The organism is Pseudomonas sp., from assembly GCF_035277045.1.
GTDB lineage: Bacteria > Pseudomonadota > Gammaproteobacteria > Pseudomonadales > Pseudomonadaceae > Aquipseudomonas.
The window spans coordinates 86,023-109,053 of sequence record NZ_DATELE010000033.1 but is presented as its reverse complement, the minus strand read 5'-3'; the positions used below and the strand labels follow the sequence as shown (position 1 = coordinate 109,053).

Genomic DNA, 23,031 nt, shown 5'->3' with positions numbered 1-23,031 from the left:
TGAAGTTTTTAACCAGAAACCTGTTTAACTTCAAACACTTGACTCGCTGCGATCTCTCGTTAGCGGGAGGCGAATTCTACAGCGTTTCAACTCGCTGTCAACCACCTTTTTCACCGCTGCCGATCTTTCGACCGAAGCCCCTCCAGTGCTGCCTGAAACGTTCAACTCGTTGATTCTCAAGGAGTTTCGCGTTCCAACTACGCTGGAAGTGGGGCGCATTATAAGGGGATTCAAAACCCCGTCAACCCCTGATTTCAATAAAGTTCGATATTAGTTAAAAACAACGCGGGGAGGCCTTTCGGCCTCCCCGCTTCGCTTCTCTATATAGAGAGGCTTACTCAGCCTTCAGGGTAATCCGCGCAAAGGCTTTCTTGCCCGCCTGGCAAACGTGGGTCGAACCAAGGGCGAACATGAACCCCCGATCCACGACCACACCATCAACTTTCACACTACCCGCAGCCAGCAGGTCACGCGCCGCCGCCGAGTTCTTCACCAAGGCGGCCTTATTAAGGACCGCCGCGATCGGCATTTCTTCGGCGGCACTCAGCTCGATCTCGGGCAGGTCCTCTGGAAGCTCGCCTTCCTTCATGCGGTTGCCAGCAGCACGGTGCGCATTGGCCGCCGCTTCTTCACCATGGAAGCGCGCAACGATCTCCTCGGCCAGCTTGATCTTGATATCACGCGGATTGGCGCCTTTCTCGACATCGGCACGCAGGGCATCGATCTCATCCATCGAGCGGAAGCTCAGCAACTCGAAGTAACGCCACATCAGCGTGTCGGGAATCGACACCAGCTTGCTGTACATCACCCCAGGCGCTTCCTGGATGCCGACGTAGTTGCCCAGCGATTTGGACATCTTCTTCACGCCGTCGAGCCCTTCGAGCAGCGGCATGGTGACGATGTTCTGCGCCTCCTGACCGTAGGCGCGCTGCAGCTCGCGCCCCATCAGCAGGTTGAACTTCTGGTCGGTACCACCCAGCTCGACATCGGCCTTGAGCGCCACCGAGTCGTAGCCTTGCACCAGCGGGTAGAGAAACTCATGGATGGCGATCGGCTGGCTGGAGGTATAGCGCTTGTCGAAATCGTCCCGCTCGAGCATGCGCGCCACGGTGTACTGGGACGCCAGGCGGATGAAGTCAGCCGGGGTCAGGGTATCCATCCATGTGGAGTTGAACGCGACTTCGGTCTTGGCCGGGTCGAGAATCTTGAACACCTGCTGTTTATACGTCTCGGCGTTGTCCAGCACCTGCTCGCGGGTCAACGGTGGACGGGTGGCGCTCTTCCCGCTCGGATCACCAATCATCCCGGTGAAATCACCAATCAGGAAAATCACCTGATGCCCCAGGTCCTGGAACTGGCGCAGCTTGTTGATCAGCACCGTGTGCCCCAGGTGCAGGTCAGGCGCGGTCGGGTCGAAGCCCGCCTTGATACGCAGCGGCTGACCACGCTTGAGTTTCTCGACCAGCTCCGACTCGACCAGTACCTCTTCTGCACCGCGCTTGATAAGCGCCAGCTGCTCTTCAACCGACTTCATACACAGACCCGCAAGGCTCAGATTCAAAGGGACCCAACCATACAAGATCAGCCATCAAATACAAGTTTTTGCCCAGGGTGTGACCCGATGCCTACCTGATGACGTCTGCCGCCCTTGCACGAGAAGGGATTTGGTTATATTTTATACAGTTATTTCATCTTCATCATGTCATTCATCTTTTCCAATTCACCTTTTTCAAAGTTATCTCACCTATGACCAACGTACCGACTAAAGCGCCACCGCTTTATCCGAAGAGTCATCTGCTGGCCGCGAGCGGCATCGCCGCGCTCCTCAGCCTGGCCTTGCTGGTATTTCCGTCCAGCGACGTCGAAGCCAAGAAGACTACCCTGAGCCTCGAGCTCGAAACCCCGGGCGAGCAGCTCAAGGACGAGGCACTGGATGCCCCGCTGGTGCAGTCGCAGGACAGTGCCGGATCGCCCTTCGCCCAGGTCGAAACACCCAAGCCTGCCACCGAGCAGGTCAGCGAAGTCCCGCCCGCCACCGCCGACAAGGCCGAGGCCGCGCTGCCAGGCCATCGTGAAGTGACCGTCGCCCGGGGTGACACCCTCTCCACGCTCTTCGCCAAGGTGGGCCTGCCAGCCAACGCGGTCCACGACGTGCTCGCGAGCAACAAGCAGGCGAAACAGTTCAGCCAGCTCAAGCACGGCCAGGTGCTGCAATTCGAACTCGACAAGGACGGCCAGCTGACCAGCCTGCACAGCAAGGTCAGCAGCCTCGAGACCATTCGTCTGACGCGCGGCGCGAAGGGCTATGCCTTCAATCGCGATATCAGCAAACCGGTCGTGAATACCGCGTATGTCCATGGCACCATCAAGAGCTCGCTCTCGGCCTCGGCCCAACGCGCGGGCATGTCCCACAGCCTGACCATGGACATGGCACGGGTGTTTGGCTACGACATCGACTTTGCCCAGGACATTCGCCAGGGCGATGAATTCGACGTGGTCTACGAGCAGAAGGTCATGGACGGCAAGGTCGTGGGCACCGGCAATATCCTCTCGGCCCGCTTCACCAACCGCGGCAAGACCTACACGGCGGTGCGCTACACCAACAAACAAGGCAACACCAACTACTACACCGCCGACGGCAACAGCATGCGCAAGGCATTCATCCGTACCCCGGTGGACTTCGCCCGTATCAGCTCGCGCTTCTCGAACGGCCGCAAGCATCCGATCCTGAACAAGATCCGCGCTCACAAGGGCGTCGACTATGCCGCTCCGCGCGGCACGCCAATCAAGGCCGCCGGCGACGGCAAGGTGCTGCTTGCCGGGCGCCGTGGCGGCTACGGCAACACCGTGATCATCCAGCACGGCAATACCTACAAGACCCTGTACGGTCACATGCAGGGCTTTGCCAAGGGCGTGAAGACCGGTGGCACGGTCAAGCAGGGGCAGATCATCGGTTATATCGGTACCACTGGCCTGTCCACCGGGCCGCACCTGCACTACGAGTTCCAGGTCAACGGTGTGCACGTCGACCCGCTGGGGCAGAAACTGCCAATGGCCGACCCAATCGCCAAGGCCGAGCGCCAGCGCTTCCTGCAACAGAGCCAGCCGCTGATCGCACGCATGGATCAGGAAAAGGCCACCATGCTCGCGTCGGCGAAGCGCTAGGCCATGGCGCTCTACCTGGGAGTGATGTCCGGTACCAGCCTCGACGGCCTGGACATCGCCCTGATCGAACAGGCCGGGCAGCTACGGCTGCTCGCCACCCATTACCTGCCCATGCCCGCGGACCTGCGTCAGGACCTGCTCGCCTTGTGCGCCAGTGGCCCGGATGAAATCGCGCGTGCCGCATTGGCCGAGAACCGTTGGGCGACGCTGGCCGCCGAGGGCATTGCCCAGCTGTTGGCTGACCAACAGCTGACCCCCGGTTCCATTCGCGCCATTGGCAGTCACGGCCAGACCATCCGGCATGAGCCTGCCCGCGGCTTTACGGTACAGATCGGCAACCCGGCCTTGCTGGCCGAGCTGACAGGGATCAGCGTGGTGGGCGACTTCCGCCGCCGCGATGTCGCCGCGGGCGGCCAGGGCGCGCCTCTGGTGCCTGCTTTTCACGAGACCTTGTTCGCCCATCTGGGCCAGCGCCTGGCCGTGCTCAACGTCGGTGGTTTCAGCAACCTTAGCCTGATCGAGCAGGACCGCCCGGTGCACGGCTTCGACTGTGGCCCGGGCAATGTGCTGCTTGACGCCTGGATCGACCTCAAGCGCGGCCAGCCGTACGACGCCAACGGCGCATGGGCGGCCAGCGGCACGGTCAACGGGCAACTGCTTGCCTCACTGCTGGCCGATCCGTTCTTCGCCGGCACCGGGCCAAAAAGCACCGGCCGCGAGGTGTTCAACCTGCCCTGGCTCCAAAGCCACTTGAGCGCGCTGTCCGGTTATCGCGATGAAGACGTGCAGGCCACCCTGCTCGAACTGACCGCGCGCAGCATCGTCGAATCGTTGCGCAGCGCCCAGCAAGACACCCAGGCGTTGCTGGTGTGTGGCGGCGGTGCGCGCAATGGCGCACTCATGCAGCGGCTGTCCAGCCTGTTGCCTCAGGCCAAGGTAGACAGCACGGCTGCCCATGGCGTGGATCCGGACTGGGTCGAGGCAATGGCGTTCGCCTGGCTCGCCCATTGCTGCCTGGAGCAGATTCCTGCCAACCGCCCCAGCGTTACCGGAGCCAAGGGCTTGCGGCTGCTGGGCGCGATCTACCCGGCCTGACCCTGGCCCACAACGCAAAACGCCGCGCGAATGCGCGGCGTTTTGCGTAAAGCCAACCCCGGATTCAGATCGAGAACGACGAGCCACACCCGCAGGTGGTGGTGGCATTCGGGTTCTTGATCACGAAGCGCGAGCCTTCCAGGCCTTCCTGGTAGTCCACCTCGGCGCCCGCCAGGTACTGGAAGCTCATCGGGTCGACAACCAGGGCCACGCCTTCGCGCTCGACCACGGTATCGTCCTCGGCCACATCTTCATCGAAGGTGAAGCCGTACTGGAAACCCGAACAACCGCCACCCGTCACAAACACACGCAACTTCAGGCGCTCATTGCCCTCTTCATCGACCAGGGTCTTCACCTTGTGCGCTGCACCTTGAGTGAACTGCAAGGCTACAGGGGTGAAGGATTCGACGCTCATGCTGACTCTCCCGGCGCTGTGCCGCCATAAAACCTGATGACGCGCATTATCCGCTTCTCCGAGAAAATCGGTCAACAATACAAAAGCGGCAGGCCGACCTGGCGTGCCGCTTGCAACCACCTTACGGCAGCAGGCCTGCGTGGGACAGCCCCATCCGCTCGTCAAGGCCGAACAGGATGTTCAGGTTCTGCACCGCCTGGCCCGAAGCCCCCTTGACCAGGTTGTCGATCACCGACAGCACGACCACCAGATCACCATCCTGCGGCCGGTGCACCGCGATACGGCAGACGTTGGCGCCGCGTACGCTGCGGGTTTCCGGATGGCTACCGGCTGGCATCACGTCGACGAACGGCTCATCGGCATAGCGTTTCTCGTACAACGCCTGCAGGTCGACCGACGTGTCGGTGACGGTTGCGTACAGGGTCGAGTGGATACCGCGGATCATCGGAGTCAGGTGAGGCACGAAAGTCAGGCCGATATCCTGGCCGGCCGCAAGGCGCAGGCCCTGGCTGATCTCGGGCAGGTGACGATGGCCCTTCACCGCGTAAGCCTTCATGCTCTCGCCTGCTTCGCAGAACAGCGAACCCACCGCAGCGCCGCGACCGGCGCCGCTGACACCCGACTTGCAATCGGCGATCAGGCGCAGCGGGTCGACGACACCGGCTTCAAGCAGCGGCAGGAAGCCCAGCTGGGTAGCGGTCGGGTAGCAGCCCGGCACGGCGATCAGACGGGCCTGACGGATCTTTTCGCGGTTGACCTCGGGCAGTCCGTAGACCGCGTCGGTCAGCAGGCCCGGCGCGCCGTGCGGCTGGCCGTACCACTTGGCCCATTCGTCGGCGTCCTGCAGGCGGAAGTCGGCGGACAGATCGATGACCTTGGTCCCGGCGGCCAGCAGCTCGCCGGCCAGGGCGTGGGCAACGCCATGCGGGGTGGCGAAGAAGACCACGTCGCAGGCAGCCAGGGCCTTGCTGTCGGGAACGCTGAAGGCCAGCCCGTCGTAGTGACCGCGCAGGTTCGGGTACATGTCGGCAACCGCCACGCCGGCTTCGGAGCGCGAGGTGATCACCGCCACTTCGGCCTGCGGGTGCTGTGCCAGAAGACGCAACAGCTCGACCCCGGTGTAACCCGTGCCGCCAACGATACCGACCTTGATCATAACGCTTGCCCCTTATCAACGAACCGATTGGAAAAGGGACGATGATAGGGGCGCACAGCCTCTGTAACAACTCTTGAGATAGCCCCTGGGCCGCTTCGCCTCTACTATCTGACGACCGTGAAAACCTGAAGGAACACCCTCCATGCTTTATCTCTGGATCAAGGCGCTGCACATCGTCAGCGTGGTCTGCTGGTTCGCCGGCCTGTTCTACCTGCCCCGCCTGTTCGTCTACCACGCCCAGAGCAAGGACAGCATCAGCCAGGAACGCTTCATCACCATGGAACGCAAGCTGTACCGCGGCATCATGGGCCCGGCGATGATCGCCACCTTTGTCTTCGGCATCTGGCTGGCAAGCCTCGCGCCAGGCTTCCTTGGCCAGGGCTGGATGCACGCCAAGCTGACGCTGGTGATCCTGCTCACCGGCTACCATCACATGTGCGGCGCGCAACTCAAGCGCTTCGCCCGTGGCGAGAACACCCGCAGCCATGTCTTCTACCGGTGGTTCAACGAGGTGCCAGTGGTCATCCTCCTGGCCATCGTGATTCTCGTGGTGGTCAAGCCGTTCTAGCGAGACCGCCCAGCCGGGCGGCTGGACAGGCAGGTGAGCGTTGCCCTGCATGGCAAGTCCACACGGACACAAGCCACGCTGTACACTAGCCGCCCCTTTGCCGCCCCAGGAGCACTGCATGTCCCGTTACGCCATGATCACCGGTGCTTCCAGCGGCCTGGGCCTGGCCTTGGCGGAAGCCCTGGCACGGCGCGGGCGCAACCTGATCCTGGTGGCACGACAGCGTGAGGTGCTGGAGCCGGTGGCCATGGAGCTGACCCAGCGCTTTGGCGTGGAGGTGCTGTTCAGGGCCTGCGACCTCAGCGAGCCCCTGCGCCTGTCAGGCTTCATCTTCGAGCTCGAGGAAGGCGAGCGGCAGATAGACCTGCTGGTCAACTGCGCGGGGCTGCGGTCCTACGGCCCCTTCATGGCCCAGGAATGGGCCGACGAACAGGACCTGCTCGAGGTCAACATCATCGCCCTCACCCGCCTGTGCCACGCTGTGGGCAACGTCATGGCGGTGCAGGGCGGTGGGCAGATCCTCAATGTCGCGGGCGTTGCGGCCTTTGCTCCCGGTCCCTGGATGGCCAGCTATGCCGCCAGCAAGGCCTACGTGGTGAGTTTTTCCGAGGCCCTGCGCGAAGAGCTCAGGCATACGGGCATCAAGGTCTCGGTGCTGTGCCCTGGGCCGGTCCGCTCAGCCAGGCGGCGCATCCCCCGGCTGGACACCAGCAGCCGCTGCCTGAGCGCCGAGGAAGTGGCGCTGTACACGGTACGCGCGCTGGACAAGCAGCGTGCGCTGATCCTGCCCGGCCGGCGCAATCGCTGGCTGGCGCGCCTCCCGCGTGTTCTGCCGCGCTGGCTGACGCGCAAGCTGGCCGGCCTGATCAACCGCGCCTACCGGCCGGTCGACGCGTAACCGCCTCTGGGCGAGCGCGGCCGTGCTGGGTACACTCAGGCCCGACCACCACCATGGAGCACGCGCTGTGGACACACTTTTCACCAAGATCATCAACCGGGAGATTCCGGCGAAGATCATCTACGAGGACGACCAGGTCCTGGCCTTCCACGATATCGCCCCCCAGGCACCGGTACACTTCCTGGTCATCCCGAAGAAACAGATCCGTACCCTCAACGACCTGACCGAAGAGGACAAGGGCCTGGCGGGCCACATCCTGTTCACCGCCCAGCGCCTGGCCAAGGAGCTTGGCTGCGAGGAAGGTTTCCGCGTGGTCATGAACTGCAACGAACTCGGCGGCCAGACTGTCTATCACATTCACATGCACGTGCTTGGCCAGCGCCAGATGCACTGGCCGCCGGGCTGATCCGGGGCAAGCCGCCATCCGCCGATTGGGTTAGACTGTCGGGCACACTCTTGCGGAGGTGCCCGATGGCTACCGAACGTCACTACTCGCCGCTCGACCGCTTGTTGCTGCAGGCCGATACCGCCATGCGCACCTTGCTGCCCTTCAGCGGCCAACCGTCCCGCCCATCCCCGGCCATCATCCAGCCGGATGCCGCACTGGACGAAACCCAGACCCGCCACGTCGCCGGCCTGATGCGCATCAACCACACCGGTGAAGTCTGCGCCCAGGCGCTGTACCAGGGCCAAGCCCTGACCGCCAAGCTGCCCCAGGTGCGCAAGGCCATGGAGCATGCCGCCGAGGAAGAGGTCGATCACCTGGCCTGGTGCGAGCAGCGCATTCGCCAGCTAGGCAGCCACCCAAGCGTGCTCAACCCGCTGTTCTACGGCATGTCGTTTGGTATCGGGGCGCTTGCCGGGCTGGTCAGCGACAAGGTCAGCCTGGGCTTCGTCGCCGCGACCGAGCATCAGGTGTGCAAGCACCTTGACGAGCACCTCGAGCAGATTCCCCACGAGGACGAGAAGTCACGCGCCATTCTCGAGCAGATGCGCATCGATGAGGAACAGCATGCGGATTCGGCGCTGGAGGCCGGGGGTTTCCGCTTCCCGGCGCCGGTTCGGTTTGGCATGAGCCTGATGGCCAAGGTGATGACCAAGAGCACCTACCGCATCTGAAGCGGCGCCGTCTCCTGCAGGCACGGCGCGGGCCAGGACTCACCCCAGCTCGACGATCTCGTAGCCATGGGTGATTTCCACGCCCGCGCGGCCCAGCATGATGGACGCCGAGCAGTATTTCTCCGCCGACAGCTCCACGGCGCGCTTGACCTGGGCTTCTTTCAACCCGCGGCCCTTGACCACGAAGTTCAGGTGGATCCTGGTGAAGACCTTGGGATCTTCGTCAGCGCGCTCGGCTTCCAGAAAGGCTTCGCAGCTTTCCACGGCCTGGCGCGATTTCTTCAGAATGCTCACCACATCGAAGTTGCTGCAGCCGCCCAGGCCCAGCAGGAGCATTTCCATCGGGCGCACGCCCAGGTTGCGGCCACCGGCCTCGGGCGGGCCGTCCATGACCACGACGTGGCCGCTCCCCGACTCACCCAGGAACATGGCTTCACCGGCCCATTGGATACGTGCCTTCATCTGTCCCGACTCCCTTGCATATCAAAAAGGTTGCCAGCTTAGACCCTGGAAGGCTGCTGGAAAAGCTCAAGACGCCCAGCTTTTTGCCGATACCGCGGACAGTGTCTGATAAGCTGGCGCCAAATCCCTGGCACCTGCGGCCAGGCCACCTATAAAAAAGCCCAAAGCGTTGCTTCTACCGGATCCCGTCATGGTTGCCTCTGCCTTACCTGCCAAGATCAAGAACATCGACAAGCTGCTGGTTCATTGCCAGCGCCGCCGCTATGCCGCCAAGAGCAATATCATCTGCGCCGGTGACAGGGCCGAGACGCTGTCCTTCATCATCAAGGGGTCGGTGACCATCCTGATCGAGGATGACGACGGCCATGAGATGATCATCGCCTACCTGAACAACGGCGACTTCTTCGGCGAACTGGGGCTGTTCGAACCGATAGGCCAGGTGCCGCCGCGCAGCGCCTGGGTGCGGGCGAAGACCGAGTGCGAGGTCGCGGAGATCAGCTACGACAAGTTTCGCGAAGTGGCTCGCCAGGACCCGGACATGCTTTACGCCCTTGGCGGCCAGATGGCCCAGCGCCTGCGCAACACCACCCGCAAGGTCGGCGACCTGGCGTTTTTCGACGTCACAGGGCGCGTCGCCCGCTGCCTGCTCGAGCTGTGCAAGCAACCCGACGCAATGACCCACCCCGACGGCATGCAGATCAAGATCACCCGCCAGGAGATCGGCCGCATCGTTGGCTGTTCGCGCGAGATGGTCGGCCGTGTGCTCAAGGACCTCGAAGAGCGCAGCCTGGTCAATGTGAAAGGCAAGACCATGGTGGTCCACGGCACCCGCTAGTCCTTGGGGAGCGCCGCGATCACACCGGCGTAGGCCCGCTCCAGGCGCTCGTGCAGTGGCGCGTGGGGCACCACTTCGTGCAAGGCTATATGACTATCGGCGCGGCAGCGCTGGTCGAGTGCGCAGCATTCGTTGAACCGATTGACCGCCGCCACCATGGACTCCCGCTCGTTATCGAGCAGCAGCGCCCCATGCACCAGCACGACCGGACGCTTGCCTCCCAGCCCCTGGCGCCAGCGCTGGGCAGTGCCGACCAGCTTGCGGCCATTGAGATTGACGTTGTACCGCCCATCACAAAACGCGCCATCGATCTCACCGACCGAGGCGAGCCCGCCCCATTCGCGCAGCACTTCGCACAGCGGGTCGCACAAGCGCCGGTAGGCGTGTTCGATACGCCCGTGATCGCCCTCGCTGCGGGGCGCCACATACACCAGGGCCACGTTGACCACCGATGAAGACTGCGGCACCGGCTCGCCCCCCGTCTCGCGCAGCAGCACCGGCCAGCCGGCGATGGCAAGCTCGGCGCACGCCTCCTCGAAATGCGCCAGGCGGCTCATGCGGCGCGGCATCACCAGGGCGCGGTCCGTCGGCCGCCATATCAGCACGCCGGACGCCTGCTCGCCGCGGCACACGGCAGCCAGCAGGTCCTGCTCAGCGTGCAGTCCCGCGTCGACAGTCAGGGCAAGGGGTTGATCAGTCATGGTTATCACCTTGTGGACACAAAAAAGCCGGCATCCGCCGGCTTCGCATCGATCAATCCAGCTCCTGGACCTTGTGCGCCACCCGCTCCGGGAAGAACAGACGCTGCAGCTCAAGCCCCGGCTGCTCGGCGCGCATGAATGCCTCGCCAACCAGGAACGAGTGAACCTCGTTGATCTGCATCAGCTCGACATCGGCACGGTTGAGGATGCCGCTTTCAGTGATCGCCAGGCGATCACGCGGGATACGCGGCAGCAGGTCAAGGGTGGTTTCCAGGCTGACTTCGAATGTGTGCAGGTTGCGGTTGTTGACGCCGACCAACGGCGTGTCGAGGGTCTTCAGGGCACGCTCCAGCTCGTCGCCATCGTGGACCTCGACCAGCACGTCGAGGCCAACGGCCTTGGCGGTCGCGGCCAGCTCGGCCATCTTCACGTCGTCCAGCGCCGAGACGATCAGCAGAACGCAGTCAGTGCCCAAGGCACGCGCCTCGACGATCTGGTAGGGGTCGACCATGAAATCCTTGCGGATCACCGGCAGCTGGCAAGCGGCGCGCGCCTGTTGCAGGTAGGCGTCGGCACCCTGGAAGTAGTCGACATCGGTCAGCACCGACAGGCAGGTAGCCCCGCCCTTTTCATAGCTGACCGCGATCTCGGCAGGCACGAAGTGCTCGCGGATCACGCCCTTGCTCGGCGAGGCCTTCTTGATTTCCGCGATCACCGCGGGTTGCTTGCGCGCGGCCTGCTCGATCAGGGCGTTGGCGAAGCCACGGGGCGCATCGGCCACCTTGGCCAGGCGTTCGAGCTCCGCGAGGCTGACCCGCGCGCTGCGCTCGGCAACCTCCTGGGCCTTGCGGGCAAGGATCTTTTCCAGCACCGTCGGTACGCTCATGCTTCGTTCTCCTGCTTGAATACCGCGGTGAAGGCGCCCAGCTCCTGCAGCTTTTCCCAGGCAAGGCCAGTGTGCAGCACATCATGGGCCAGCTCGACGCCCGCCTTGAGGCTCATGGCCTGGTCGGCCGCATACAAGGCAGCGCCAGCGTTTAGCACGATCATCTCGGCGGCCTTCTGGCCGGTCTCGGTCTTGCGCCGGCCAAGGGCATCGCGAATCAGCTCGAAGGAGGCCTGCGGACTTTCCACGGCAAGGCCATGCAGACTCTGGCTCTTCATGCCCAAGTCCTCGGGCTCGACCCAGTATTCGGTGATCTGGTCATGCTTCAGTTCGGCGACAAAGGTCGGGGCGGCAAGGCTGAACTCGTCCAGGCCGTCCTTGGAGTGGACCACCAGCACATGCTTGCTGCCCAGCCGTTGCAGGACTTCGGCCAAGGGGCGGCACAGCGCCTGGTTGAAGACTCCCACTACCTGGTGCCTGACGCCGGCCGGATTCGTAAGCGGGCCCAGCATGTTGAACAGGGTGCGCAGCCCCAGGTCACGACGCGGGCCGGCAGCGTGCTTCATGGCCGAATGGTGGGTCTGGGCGAACATGAAGCCGATCCCCAGGCTGTCGATGCAGCGCGCGACCTGCACCGGCGTGAGGTTCAGGTAGATGCCCGCGGCCTCCAGCAGGTCGGCGCTGCCGCTCTTGCCGGATACGGCGCGGTTGCCGTGCTTGGCCACCTTGCAACCTGCGGCCGCCAGCACAAAGGAGGACGCGGTCGACACGTTGAAGATGTTGGCGCCATCGCCGCCAGTGCCGACGATATCCACCACCCCATCCAGGCTCTGCAGTTCGACCTTCTCCGCCAGCTCACGCATCACCGAGACAGCACCGACGATCTCATCGATGGTTTCGCTCTTCATGCGCATGCCCATCAGGAAGGCGCTGATCTGCGCCTCGGTGCACTGTCCGGTCATGATCTGCCGCATGACGTCGCGCATTTCCTCGGTGGTCAGGTCAAGCTGGGCGACAACACGACCCAGCGCGCTCTTGATATCCATGATCGGTCCTTAGCGGCGGCCGCCGGTCTGCTTGAGGAAATTGGCGAACAGTTCGTGGCCCTGCTCGGTCAGGATGGATTCGGGGTGGAACTGCACCCCTTCGATGTTCAGGGTCTTGTGGCGCAGGCCCATGATCTCGTCGACCGAGCCGTCGTCCAGGGCCGTCCAGGCGGTCACCTCAAGGCACTCGGGCAAGGTGTCGCGCTTGACCACCAGGGAGTGGTAGCGGGTCACCGTCAACGGGTTGTTCAGCTCGGCGAACACACCCAGGTCGCGGTGGTGCACCGGACTGGTCTTGCCGTGCATCACCTGGCGCGCGCGCACCACATCACCGCCAAATGCCTGGCCGATGGACTGGTGGCCCAGGCACACACCCAGAATCGGCAGCTTGCCGGCGAAGTGCAGGATGGCCTCGATGGAGACGCCCGCCTCGCTTGGCGTGCAGGGGCCTGGGGAGACCACGATGCGCTCCGGATTGAGGGCTTCGATCTGGGCGACGGTCATTTCGTCATTGCGAATGACCTTGACCTCGGCACCCAGCTCGCCGAGGTATTGCACGACGTTGTAGGTGAAGGAATCGTAGTTGTCGATCATCAGTAACATCTGGGATCTACCTCTTGAATCTACTGACTTTGAATTCGCACCTTCCGCTACCGGCCACGACCGTGGACAGCCCGCACTGGGCGGTGGGTGAAATCAGGAAGGCAAGGGAGGACGGGCCGGACAGACCGGCAAAAGATAAAGTCAGGCGCGCCAACGCCAACGGGCGTGGGCCTTGATTACGCGCATCAAGAGTTTGCTGACGATCAACACGGGGAAGTTCTCGCTCATACGTGACCGCACAGTAGCCTACCGGCGCGGCGGGCGCAATATGGCGGGCGATGCGCCCAAACCCTTGGACAGGCTTGCGAAGCCCACGGCTTTGCTATGTTTAATCGGTTCACGCCAAACAACAACAATGAAAAGGATCCGCCGCATGCGCAAACCTCCCTACTTGCGTTCTCTGCTCGGCCTGCTCACCTTGGCCTGCAGCCAGGCGATGGCCGCGCCATCGCCCTACTCCACCTTGATCGTGTTCGGCGATAGCCTGAGTGATGCGGGGCAGTTCCCGGATCCTCAGAACCTGCTTGACGGAACACGCTTCACCAACCGCGGCGCCGACGGCCGGTATGCGCCGGTGTCGCCGATGATCCTGGGAGCGCGCCTGGGGTACTCGAGCACTGAGCTGGGCCCCTCAACATCTCCCGTCCGGGGGCGCTTGCAGTTGCCGGACGGCAACAACTGGGCGGTGGGGGGGTATCGAACCGACCAGATCCTGGAGTCGATAACCGACACTTCCGTCGTCGACTTGCCCCCGTTCGGCACCTTGCGCGATCGTCCCGGTTATCTCGCCAATGGCCTGCAGGCTGATCCCAACGCTCTCTATTACCTCACCGGCGGCGGCAACGACTTCCTCCAGGGCCTGGTCAACAGCCCCGCCGACGCCGCGGCAGCCGGTGCACGCCTGGCGGCCAGCGCACAAGCGCTGCAGCAGGGCGGCGCGCGCTACATCATGGTGTGGATGTTGCCCGACCTGGGCCTGACGCCGAGCTTCAGTGGTACCCCCAACCAAGGCGCGATCTCGCAACTGTCCCAGGCCTTCAATCAGTCGCTGCTCAGCCAGCTGGGGCAGATCGATGCCCAGATCATCCCGCTGAATATCCCGGCGCTGCTCAACGAGGCGGTCGCTGACCCCGCTCAGTACGGACTGGCAGTGGGACAGAACCTGATAGGCACCTGCTACAGCGGCGACGACTGCGTCGAGAACCCGGTCTACGGCATTGGCGGCGCTACTCCCGACCCGACCAAGCTGCTGTTCAACGATGCCGTCCACCCGACCATCGCTGGCCAGCAGTTGATCGCCGACTACGGCTACTCGATCCTCTCGGCCCCGTGGGAGCTGACCCTGCTGCCGGAAATGGCCCACGCCAGCCTGCGCGCGCAACAGGATGAACTGCGCAACCAGTGGCAAAGCCCGTGGCAGCAGGTCGGTGAATGGCAGGCCATTGTTGCCGCCGGTGCCCAGGACCTCGATTTCGACAGCCAGAACAGTGCTGCCAGCGGTGACGGCCGTGGCTACAACCTGACCATCGGCACCAGCTACCGCCTGACCGAGGCCTGGCGGGTCGGCCTGGTGGCGGGCGCCTACCGGCAGAAGCTGGAAGCGGGACCTTCGGATTCGGACTACAGGCTCGACAGCTACCTGGCCACCGTCTTCGCCCAGTTCCAGTACAGCCGCTGGTGGGCCGACGCGGCGCTGACCGGCGGCCACCTGGACTACGACGACCTCAAGCGGACCTTCGCCCTGGGCATCAACGACCGTACCGAGCGGGGTGATACCGACGGCGAAGCCTGGGCCGCGTCCGGGCGCCTGGGTTTCAACCTCGCCGCCAGCGGCAGCGCCTGGCAGCTCTCGCCTTTCATCAGTGCCGATTATGCACGGGTGAAGGTCGATGGCTATGCAGAAGAAGGGGACCGCTCCACCGCCCTGGTATTCGATGAACAGGAGCGCACGTCGCGCCGCGCCGGCGCCGGCCTGCTGGGCAGCGTGATGTTCGGCCAGGGCACCAAGCTCTACGCCGAAGCAGCGTACGAGCACGAGTTCGAGGATGACCGCCAGGACCTGACGATGCACCTGGCCACGGTGCCGGACAATGACTTCACCCTGGCCGGCTACACCCCCCACGGCAATCTGACCCGCGCGAGCCTGGGCCTGAGCCAGGCACTCGCACCCGGCCTCACCCTGCGTGGCAACTACAACTGGCGCAAGAGCGACGAGCTGACCCAGCAAGGCGCGAGCCTGGCGCTCAGCCTGGACTTCTGAGCACGCCGGAAACACAAACGGCGCTCACTGGAGCGCCGTTTTCGCGTGAGGGCTTCAGGCCCTGGGGGGCTGTTCAGCCAGCGCGACCGCGCGGAACATGGCGCGGCGCTTGTTGATGGTTTCTTCCCACTCAAGCGCCGGCACCGAATCGGCGACGATGCCGCCACCGGCCTGGACATGCAGCTCGCCGTCCTTGATCACCGCGGTGCGGATGGCAATGGCCGTGTCCATGTTGCCGTTCCACGCCAGGTACCCCACCGCGCCGCCATAGACGCCACGCTTCACCGGCTCCAGTTCGTCGATGATCTCCATCGCGCGGATCTTCGGGGCGCCCGACAGCGTGCCCGCCGGCAGGATGGCCCGCAGTGCGTCCATCGCCGTCAGGCCCTGGCGCAACTGACCAGTGACGTTGGAAACGATGTGCATCACGTTGGAATAGCGCTCGATGACCATCTTCTCGGTCAGGCGCACCGAGCCGGTCTCGGACACCCGGCCGGTGTCGTTGCGGCCCAGGTCGATCAGCATCAGGTGCTCGGCGATTTCCTTCTCGTCCGAGAGCAGGTCCTCTTCCAGCGCCCGGTCGGCTTCCTCGGTTGCGCCGCGTGGCCGGGTGCCGGCGATCGGGCGCACGGTGACCATCTTGTCCTCGACCCGCACCAGCACCTCGGGCGAGCTGCCGACCACATGGAAGTCACCGAAGTTGAAGAAGTACATGTACGGCGTCGGGTTGAAGCAGCGCAGCGCCCGGTACAGGTCGATGGGCGCGGCCTTGAAGTCGATGGACATGCGCTGCGACGGCACCACCTGCATGCAGTCGCCGGCCAGGATGTACTCTTTCACGGTGTCGACCGCGCGCTCGTAGTCCTGCTGGGTGAAGCTTGAGCGGAAGGCCGGTTCGGCCGCCAGCGGGCCGCTCAGGTCGAGGCCGGGGCGCGGGGTGATCGGCTCGCGCAGCTTGGCCAGCAACTGCAGCAGGCGAGCCTGGCCCTGCTCGAAGGCCTGCTCGTCAGCGGGGTCGACCAGGACGATGGCGTGCATCTTGCCCGCCAGGTTGTCGAACACCACCACCGCATCCGACACCATCAGCAGGATATCCGGCACGCCCAGCGGATCCGGGTTGGGGCACTTGCCCAGGCGTTTTTCGACATAGCGCACACAGTCGTAACCGAAGTAGCCGACCAGGCCGCCGTTGAAACGAGGCAGTCCCGGAATATCCGCGACCTTGTAGCGGTCCTTGAAGGTCTCGACGAAGGCCAGCGGATCGTCCACGTCGAGGCGTTCGATCTCTTCGCCGTCGTGGGTGATGCTGACCTGGTGATCGTGCACCCGCAGCACCGTGCGCGAGGGCAGGCCGATCATCGAGTAGCGGCCCCATTTCTCGCCGCCCTGGACGGACTCGAGCAGGTAGGTGTTGGCCTGGTCGGCAAGCTTCAGGTAGATCGAGAGCGGGGTATCGAAGTCGGCCAGGGTTTCGCAGGCCAGGGGAATGCGGTTGTAGCCGGCAGTGGCCAGGCGCAGGAATTCTTCGCGGGTCATGGGTAGCCTCGTGGCAAGCAGCAGTAGGGTCGGGCAAGCGGACGGGCCGGCAGGGGCCGGCGGGCAGGTGTCAGGCTCGCCAGCGCCAGCGGGCCAGGGCCTTGATGACTTTCATCCAGAATTTGCCGGTAGCCGCCACGGGGGACTCTCTGTCTGCTGAGGCTTGAAGATCCGTCAACGTTATCCCAGTGGCCGAGCCTATGCAACCAGGCAGGAGCGCGCGCAAATCATCGATGACCAGACTGGGCGACTCGTCGGTGATCGGGCGGCCATGGTTGTAGCCATAGGTCAGGCCGACGCACTTGACCCCCGCCGCCTTGGCCGCCTGCACATCGCTGCGCGAATCGCCCACGAACAGCGACTGCTCGGCCGAGACGCCGGCCATCTGCATGACGAACAGCAGGGCCGCAGGGTCGGGCTTCTTCTGTGGCAGGGTATCGCCACCGATGATCCAGCGGAAATGCCGGCCGATCTTCATCTGGTCCAGCAAGGGCGCGACGAAACGCTCGGGCTTGTTGGTGATCAGCGCCATCTCCACCCCCTGCTTGCTCAGCCACTTGAGGGTATCGCGCACGCCGGGGTAGACCACGGTCAGTTCATGATTGTCGGCATAGGCCTGCATGAACAGCTCGAGACCGCGCTCGGCCTCCCCGTCATCCACAGCGTCGTGCTCCTGGCCACCGGCCAGTGCCCGGCGAACCAGCACCGGCGCGCCGTTGCCGACCCACTGGCGCACCGCCGCGAGACCTGCCGGCGGGCGTCCCAGTTCGAGCAGCATGCGGTCCACGGCGGCGGCCAGGTCAGGCACGGAGTCGATCAGGGTACCGTCCAGATCGAACATCACGAGCCTTGGCAGCGTTCCGGGAAACAGCTGCTCGAAGCCGCTCATGGGCGGGCCTGGGCCAGTTCGGCGCGCATCCGCTCGATCACTTCGCGGTAGTCCGGTGCATTGAAGATCGCCGAGCCCGCGACAAAGGTGTCGGCACCGGCAGCGGCGATTTCGCGAATGTTGTTGACGTTGACCCCGCCGTCGATCTCCAGGCGGATATCACGGCCGCTGGCGTCGATCAGCGCACGGGCTTCACGCAGCTTGTCGAGGGTGCCAGGGATGAACTTCTGCCCGCCAAAGCCTGGGTTGACGCTCATCAGCAGGACCATGTCGACCTTGTCCATCACGTACTTGAGCGCATCCAGGCTGGTGGCCGGATTGAACACCAGGCCCGCCTTGCAGCCGCCATCGCGGATCAGCTGCAGCGAGCGATCGATGTGCTGGGAGGCTTCGGGGTGGAAGGTGATGTAGGTCGCGCCGGCTTCGATGAAGTCGCCGATGATGCGGTCGACCGGGCTGACCATCAGGTGCACGTCGATCGGCGCGGTCACGCCGTACTTGCGCAGGGCGGTGCAGACCATCGGGCCGATGGTCAGGTTGGGCACGTAGTGGTTGTCCATCACGTCGAAGTGGACGATGTCGGCGCCGTCGGCCAGCACCTTGTCGACTTCCTCGCCCAGGCGGGCAAAGTCGGCGGAGAGAATGGAGGGGGCAATAGCGTAGGGCTGCATGGCGCACCTTAGGGCAGAAATCACGGTGGCGCGCATTGTAACCCAGGCGCGGGGGGTAGCGCTGAATGGCGTCGACCCTGCCTGTTCATCGTTGCCAATGACCTCTTCGCGGGCAAGCCCGCTCCCACAGGTATCCCGCTTGCCAGAAGAGCGGTGCCAGCCCGTGGGAGCGGGCTTGCCCGCGAAAAGGCCAGCGCCGGTCAGGCAGGCTGCTGCGTCCTGAGCTTCTCGCTGCGCCCGCGCAGCCACTCCAGCGTCAGCAGCAACACCACCGAAAACGCGATCAGCAATGTCGCGGCCGCGGCAATCGTCGGGCTGAGGTTCTCGCGGATCCCGCTGAACATCTGCCGCGGCAGGGTCGCCTGCTCGGGACCGGCCAGGAACAGCGTCACCACCACTTCATCGAACGAGGTGGCAAAGGCAAACAGCGCCCCCGAGATCACCCCGGGGGCGATCAACGGCAAGGTCACCCGCCGGAACGCGGTCAACGGCGAGGCGCCCAGGCTGGCCGCCGCCCGCACCAGGTTCTGGTTGAAGCCCTGCAGGGTCGCCGACACGGTGATGATCACGAACGGCACGCCCAGCACCGCATGCACCAGGATCAACGAAGTGAAGCTGTTGCCCATCCCCAGCGGCGCGAAGAACAGGTAGCTGGCGACGCCGATGATCACCACCGGCACCACCATTGGCGAGATGACCAGGGCCATGACCAGTGATTTGCCGGGAAACTCGCCACGGGTCAGGCCGATCGAGGCCAGCGTGCCAAAGACCATCGCCAGCACGGTCGCCGCCGGCGCGACGATGATGCTGTTCTTCAGGGCGCGCATCCACTCGGCCGAGGCGAAGAAGTCCTGGTACCACTGCAGCGAGAAGCCCTGCAGGGGATACACCAGGAAGCTGCCGCTGTTGAACGACAAGGGGATGATCACCAGCACCGGCAGCACCAGGAACAGCAGGACCAGGCCGCAGAGAATACGCAGGGTGTAGAACCAGACCCGCTCGACGGGCGACATGTACGGACTCAGCATGGCAAGGCTCCTCAGCTCAGGCGCAGGCGGCTGGCGCCGACCAGCCAGCTATAGATCAGGTACAGCACCACGGTCGCCAGCAGCAACAGCCCGCCCAGGGCGGTGGCCATGCCCCAGTTGATGCTGGTGTTGGTATAGAAGGCGACGAAATAGCTGACCATCTGGTCGTTAGGGCTGCCGAGCAGCGCCGGGGTGATGTAGTAGCCGATCGCCAGGATGAACACCAGCAGGCAGCCTGCGCCAACCCCGGCATAGGTCTGCGGGAAGTACACCCGCCAGAAGCTGGCGAACGGATGGCAACCGAGCGAAATCGCTGCGCGCATGTAGCTTGGCGAGATGCCCTTCATCACGCTGTACAGGGGCAGGATCATGAACGGCAACAGGATGTGCACCATCGAGATGTAGACCCCGGTACGGTTGAACACCAGCTCCAGTGGCTGGTCGACGATGCCCAGCGCCATCAGCGCGCTGTTGATCAGCCCGCCGGATTGCAGCAGCACGATCCAGGCCGCCACCCGCACCAGGATCGAGGTCCAGAACGGCAACAGGACCAGGATCATCAACAGGTTGCTCTGGCGCGTCGGCAGGTTGGCCAGCAGGTACGCCAGCGGATAGGCCAGCAGCAGGCAGATCACGGTGATCACCACCCCCATCCACAGGGTGCGGGCAAAGATATCGAGGTAGATGGCCTGGTCGGGCGTCGCTTTGGCCAGCTCGCCCAGGTCGTCGATGCGATGGTCGACCGAGGCCAGCAGGTAATAGGGGGTGACGGTACTGGTATTGCGGCGGATGGCCTGCCAATAGGCGGGATCGCCCCAGCGCTCGTCGAGGGTCTGCAGGGCTTCTTTATAGGAGGCCGGCTCGGTCTTGAACGGCAAGGCGCGGGCGGTCTTGGACAGCAGGCTGCGGTAGCCGGCCAGCTCCATGTTCAGGCGCTTGGACAGGTCGCCCAGGGTCTGGTTCTTGCGCGACTCGGCCAGGTCCTGGCCCAGCGCCTTGTAGACGTCCTCGCCCGGCAGGCTCTTGCCGTCCCACTGGGCCACGGCCTCGACGGTACGCGGCAGGCCCGCCACCACCTCGGGGTTGCCAACGCTCTTGTACAGCAGCGCGGCGATCGGGACGAGAAACACCAGCAACAGAAACAGCGCCAGCGGTGCGATCAACGCTTGCGCCTTCCAGCGGTTGACCCGCTCGGCACGCGCCAGGCGCTGCTTGAGGTTTGGACCTGCGCCTTCTTTGAGGGGCACTGCGATGGCCATAGCGAACTCCGGAAATCGGGGAAACAGGGAGCGCCATCCCAGCGGCTGGCGCCCCGAAGGTGCGGCTTACTTGCGGGCGGCCCAGGCGTTGAAGCGCTGCTCCAGCTGCTCGCTGTTGTCAGCCCAGAACGCCACGTCGATCTGCACCTGGTTGGCGATGTTTTCCGGGGTGGTCGGCATGTCTTTCTTCACCTCGTCCGAGAGCAGGCTCACGGCCTTGGTGTTGGCCGGGCCGTAGGCGATGTTCTGCGAGTAGATCTTCTGCTGCTCGGGCTGCACGCTGTACGCGATGAACTGCCTGGCCTGCTCGGCATCCTTGGCGCCTTTCGGGATGGCCCAGGCGTCGAAGTCGTAGATGCCGCCGTTCCACACCACCTTGAGGTTGCTCTCCTTCTGCACCGCGGCGATGCGGCCGTTGTAGGCCGAGCTCATCACCACGTCACCCGAGGCCAGGTATTGCGGCGGCTGGGCGCCGGCTTCCCACCACTGGATGCTTGGCTTGAGCTCGTCGAGTTTCTTGAAGGCGCGGTCCTGGCCTTCCTTGGTGCCCAGCACCTTGTACACCTCCTTGGGCGCCACGCCGTCGGCCATCAGGGCGAATTCCAGGGTGTACTTGGCGCCCTTGCGCAGGCCGCGCTTGCCGGGGAACTGCTTGGTGTCCCAGAAATCGGCCCAGCTGGTGGGCGCGGTCTTGAGCTTGTCGGCGTTGTAGGCCAGTACGGTGGACCAGACGAAGAAGCCTACGCCGCACGGCTGGATCGCGCCGGGCACGTAGTCGGCCTCGTTGCCGAACAGGGCCGGGTCGAGCTCCTCGAACATGCCTTCGTCGCAGCCACGGGCCAGCTCCGGCGACTCCACCTCGACCAGGTTCCAGGACACGCTTTTGGTGTCGACCATGGCCTTGACCTTGGCCATCTCACCGTTGTATTCGCCGGCGACGATCTTGCCCTTGCCGGCCTTTTCCCAAGGCTCGTAGAACGCCTTGACCTGGGCGGCCTTGTTGGCGCCGCCGAACGAGATCACCGTGAGGTCGGCGGCCAGGGCTTGGCCTGCGGCGAACAGACCCAGGGCCAGGGCGGTCAGTTTCAACTGCTTGCGCATTATTATTTTCTCCACAGTACAGGGTTGGTGAAGCGATCGATCAGTGGGCTTCGCCAAGCGGATCGAGCGCGCGGGCGTGCTCCACCTCCCAGCCAAGCGGTACCACATCGCCCACCGCCAGCGCGGGGTCGAGCTCGGCGATGGGCTGTTTGACGAAGAAATCGGCCTTGCCGCAGACCTCCAGGCGTACCCGCACGTGGTCACCCAGGTAGATGAACTCGGCCACCCGGCCCGAAAAGCGGTTGATGCAGCTTTCGCTGTGCCCGTTGAGGCGCACGCGCTCCGGGCGGATCGACAGGGTCACCGGCTCACCGGCCTCGCCCACATTGACCGCCAGCGCCTCGACCCGCTCGCCACGGGGTAGCTGGACCTGACAGCGATCGCCACTGCGGCCCAGCAGGATGCCGTTGAGGCGATTGTTCTCACCGATGAAATTGGCGACGAAGGTGTTTTTCGGCTCTTCGTAGAGGGTGCGCGGATCGGCGATCTGCTGGATCTCGCCCTGGTGGAACACCGCCACGCGGTCGGACATGGTCAGCGCCTCGCCCTGGTCGTGCGTCACATACACCACGGTCACGCCCAGGCGCTGGTGGATATGCTTGATCTCCATCTGCATGTGTTCGCGCAGCTGTTTGTCCAGCGCCCCGAGCGGCTCGTCCATCAGCACCAGCTGGGGTTCGAATACCAGCGCGCGGGCCAGGGCCACACGCTGCTGCTGGCCACCGGACAGCTGGCCGGGATAGCGTTTGGCAAAGGTGTCGAGCTGCACCATGCCGAGCACGCGCTTGACCCGCTCGCTGATGTCGGTCTTGCCCAGGCCTCGCACGCTCAACGGGAAGGCCAGGTTCTCGGCCACCGTCATGTGCGGAAACAGCGCGTAGTTCTGGAACACCATGCCGATGTCACGCTTGTGGGGCGGCACATGGTTGATCGAGCGCCCGGCCAGCTGGATCTCGCCAGCGGTGGGCGTCTCGAAGCCGGCCAGCATCATCAGGCTGGTGGTCTTGCCCGAGCCGGACGGGCCGAGCAACGTCAGGAATTCGCCCTTGCGGATATCCAGGTTGAGGTCCTTGACGATCAGCGATTCGCCGTCGTAGCTCTTCTGCACACCACGGAAGCTGACCAGCACCTCACCGGTCGCAGCATTCGAATTCGCCTCGCTCATACCCGTACCTTCTTGTTGGATGACTGCTGTGGGCGAAGCGTAGTGAAGGGACGAGAGACCGGAAATCGGGGGTGCTGAGAGAATGTTGTAGGGATTGCCCTACAGCGATGACGGTTTTAGACATCAAAAACGCTGTCCCTGCCGGGATCACCTTGCCCTGGGGAGCATGGCGA

23 protein-coding genes are annotated in these 23,031 nt (G+C 64.1%); 8 read left to right on the top strand and 15 right to left on the bottom strand.

Annotation, left to right across the window (positions count from 1 at the left end; all coding sequences use genetic code 11):
- Positions 1-334: 334 nt before the first annotated feature.
- Positions 335-1,534 carry a tyrosine--tRNA ligase gene (gene tyrS / locus VJS90_RS01920; RefSeq protein WP_324118529.1) on the bottom strand — a complete coding sequence of 400 codons (1,200 nt, stop codon included), beginning with the start codon at positions 1,532-1,534 and terminating at the stop codon, positions 335-337.
- Between the two features lie 212 nt (positions 1,535-1,746).
- Here tyrS and VJS90_RS01915 point away from each other — a divergent pair, with 212 nt between their 5' ends.
- Both VJS90_RS01915 and VJS90_RS01910 read left to right on the top strand, forming a co-directional pair.
- Positions 1,747-3,165 carry a peptidoglycan DD-metalloendopeptidase family protein gene (locus VJS90_RS01915; RefSeq protein WP_324118527.1) on the top strand — a complete coding sequence of 473 codons (1,419 nt, stop codon included), beginning with the start codon at positions 1,747-1,749 and terminating at the stop codon, positions 3,163-3,165.
- Positions 3,166-3,168: 3 nt separating this feature from the next.
- A complete protein-coding gene (locus VJS90_RS01910; protein WP_324118525.1) occupies positions 3,169-4,260 on the top strand; it encodes an anhydro-N-acetylmuramic acid kinase in 1,092 nt (363 codons plus the stop codon).
- Positions 4,261-4,324: 64 nt separating this feature from the next.
- Here the strand turns inward: VJS90_RS01910 and erpA are convergent, their stop codons facing one another.
- Both erpA and argC read right to left on the bottom strand, forming a co-directional pair.
- Positions 4,325-4,675, bottom strand: a complete 351-nt coding sequence (gene erpA, locus VJS90_RS01905) for an iron-sulfur cluster insertion protein ErpA (RefSeq protein WP_158461321.1) — start codon at positions 4,673-4,675, stop codon at positions 4,325-4,327.
- Positions 4,676-4,796: 121 nt separating this feature from the next.
- On the bottom strand, positions 4,797-5,831 hold the full coding sequence (gene argC / locus VJS90_RS01900) for an N-acetyl-gamma-glutamyl-phosphate reductase (protein WP_324118522.1): 1,035 nt from the start codon (positions 5,829-5,831) through the stop codon (positions 4,797-4,799).
- Positions 5,832-5,973: 142 nt separating this feature from the next.
- Here argC and hemJ point away from each other — a divergent pair, with 142 nt between their 5' ends.
- The 4 genes from hemJ to coq7 all read left to right on the top strand — a co-directional run bounded on the left by hemJ (position 5,974) and on the right by coq7 (position 8,416).
- Entirely contained in the window at positions 5,974-6,399 is a 426-nt protein-coding gene (gene hemJ, locus VJS90_RS01895; protein WP_324118520.1) for a protoporphyrinogen oxidase HemJ, read from the top strand.
- A 118-nt stretch (positions 6,400-6,517) separates the two neighbouring features.
- Positions 6,518-7,297 (top strand): SDR family oxidoreductase, encoded by a 780-nt coding sequence (locus VJS90_RS01890; protein WP_324118518.1) that lies wholly within the window; start codon positions 6,518-6,520, stop codon positions 7,295-7,297.
- Between the two features lie 67 nt (positions 7,298-7,364).
- Complete coding sequence (locus tag VJS90_RS01885) at positions 7,365-7,703, top strand: histidine triad nucleotide-binding protein (protein ID WP_324118516.1); 339 nt, start codon at positions 7,365-7,367, stop codon at positions 7,701-7,703.
- Positions 7,704-7,768: 65 nt separating this feature from the next.
- Positions 7,769-8,416, top strand: coding sequence for a 2-polyprenyl-3-methyl-6-methoxy-1,4-benzoquinone monooxygenase (gene coq7, locus VJS90_RS01880; RefSeq protein WP_324118513.1), 648 nt, complete (start codon positions 7,769-7,771; stop codon positions 8,414-8,416).
- A gap of 39 nt (positions 8,417-8,455) precedes the next feature.
- Here coq7 and VJS90_RS01875 read toward each other — a convergent pair whose 3' ends face one another.
- A complete protein-coding gene (locus VJS90_RS01875) occupies positions 8,456-8,878 on the bottom strand; it encodes an OsmC family protein (protein WP_324118511.1) in 423 nt (140 codons plus the stop codon).
- Between the two features lie 190 nt (positions 8,879-9,068).
- Here VJS90_RS01875 and crp point away from each other — a divergent pair, with 190 nt between their 5' ends.
- Positions 9,069-9,713 (top strand): cAMP-activated global transcriptional regulator CRP, encoded by a 645-nt coding sequence (crp, locus tag VJS90_RS01870; RefSeq protein ID WP_324118509.1) that lies wholly within the window; start codon positions 9,069-9,071, stop codon positions 9,711-9,713.
- Here the strand turns inward: crp and VJS90_RS01865 are convergent.
- The 4 genes from VJS90_RS01865 to VJS90_RS01850 are packed head-to-tail and all read right to left on the bottom strand — an operon-like array spanning position 9,710 to position 12,949.
- Complete coding sequence (locus VJS90_RS01865; RefSeq protein ID WP_324118507.1) at positions 9,710-10,414, bottom strand: lipoate--protein ligase family protein; 705 nt, start codon at positions 10,412-10,414, stop codon at positions 9,710-9,712. The genes crp and VJS90_RS01865 overlap by 4 nt on opposite strands.
- 52 nt (positions 10,415-10,466) lie before the next feature.
- Positions 10,467-11,300 carry an indole-3-glycerol phosphate synthase TrpC gene (gene trpC / locus VJS90_RS01860; protein WP_324118505.1) on the bottom strand — a complete coding sequence of 278 codons (834 nt, stop codon included), beginning with the start codon at positions 11,298-11,300 and terminating at the stop codon, positions 10,467-10,469.
- Complete coding sequence (trpD, locus tag VJS90_RS01855) at positions 11,297-12,346, bottom strand: anthranilate phosphoribosyltransferase (RefSeq protein ID WP_324118503.1); 1,050 nt, start codon at positions 12,344-12,346, stop codon at positions 11,297-11,299. Before trpD ends, trpC begins: the two co-directional genes overlap by 4 nt.
- 9 nt (positions 12,347-12,355) lie before the next feature.
- Positions 12,356-12,949: an aminodeoxychorismate/anthranilate synthase component II gene (locus tag VJS90_RS01850; RefSeq protein WP_324118501.1), complete on the bottom strand. Its 594-nt coding sequence runs from the start codon at positions 12,947-12,949 to the stop codon at positions 12,356-12,358.
- Between the two features lie 373 nt (positions 12,950-13,322).
- Between VJS90_RS01850 and estP the strand changes: the two genes are divergently transcribed.
- The gene (gene estP / locus VJS90_RS01845; RefSeq protein WP_324118499.1) at positions 13,323-15,209 is read left to right on the top strand and encodes an esterase EstP; all 1,887 of its coding nucleotides are present in this window, start codon (positions 13,323-13,325) and stop codon (positions 15,207-15,209) included.
- Positions 15,210-15,263: 54 nt separating this feature from the next.
- Here the strand turns inward: estP and trpE are convergent, their stop codons facing one another.
- From trpE to VJS90_RS01810, 7 genes are all read right to left on the bottom strand, one after another.
- Positions 15,264-16,745 (bottom strand): anthranilate synthase component I, encoded by a 1,482-nt coding sequence (gene trpE / locus VJS90_RS01840; RefSeq protein WP_324118497.1) that lies wholly within the window; start codon positions 16,743-16,745, stop codon positions 15,264-15,266.
- A 70-nt stretch (positions 16,746-16,815) separates the two neighbouring features.
- Complete coding sequence (locus VJS90_RS01835) at positions 16,816-17,634, bottom strand: phosphoglycolate phosphatase (RefSeq protein WP_324118495.1); 819 nt, start codon at positions 17,632-17,634, stop codon at positions 16,816-16,818.
- Complete coding sequence (gene rpe / locus VJS90_RS01830) at positions 17,631-18,305, bottom strand: ribulose-phosphate 3-epimerase (RefSeq protein ID WP_324118493.1); 675 nt, start codon at positions 18,303-18,305, stop codon at positions 17,631-17,633. Before rpe ends, VJS90_RS01835 begins: the two co-directional genes overlap by 4 nt.
- 200 nt (positions 18,306-18,505) lie before the next feature.
- A complete protein-coding gene (locus tag VJS90_RS01825; protein ID WP_324118491.1) occupies positions 18,506-19,333 on the bottom strand; it encodes an ABC transporter permease in 828 nt (275 codons plus the stop codon).
- A gap of 11 nt (positions 19,334-19,344) precedes the next feature.
- On the bottom strand, positions 19,345-20,592 hold the full coding sequence (locus VJS90_RS01820; protein WP_324118489.1) for an ABC transporter permease: 1,248 nt from the start codon (positions 20,590-20,592) through the stop codon (positions 19,345-19,347).
- A gap of 66 nt (positions 20,593-20,658) precedes the next feature.
- Positions 20,659-21,693: an ABC transporter substrate-binding protein gene (locus tag VJS90_RS01815; protein ID WP_324118487.1), complete on the bottom strand. Its 1,035-nt coding sequence runs from the start codon at positions 21,691-21,693 to the stop codon at positions 20,659-20,661.
- 40 nt (positions 21,694-21,733) lie between these two features.
- Positions 21,734-22,858, bottom strand: coding sequence for an ABC transporter ATP-binding protein (locus VJS90_RS01810; RefSeq protein WP_324118485.1), 1,125 nt, complete (start codon positions 22,856-22,858; stop codon positions 21,734-21,736).
- Positions 22,859-23,031: the final 173 nt, after the last annotated feature.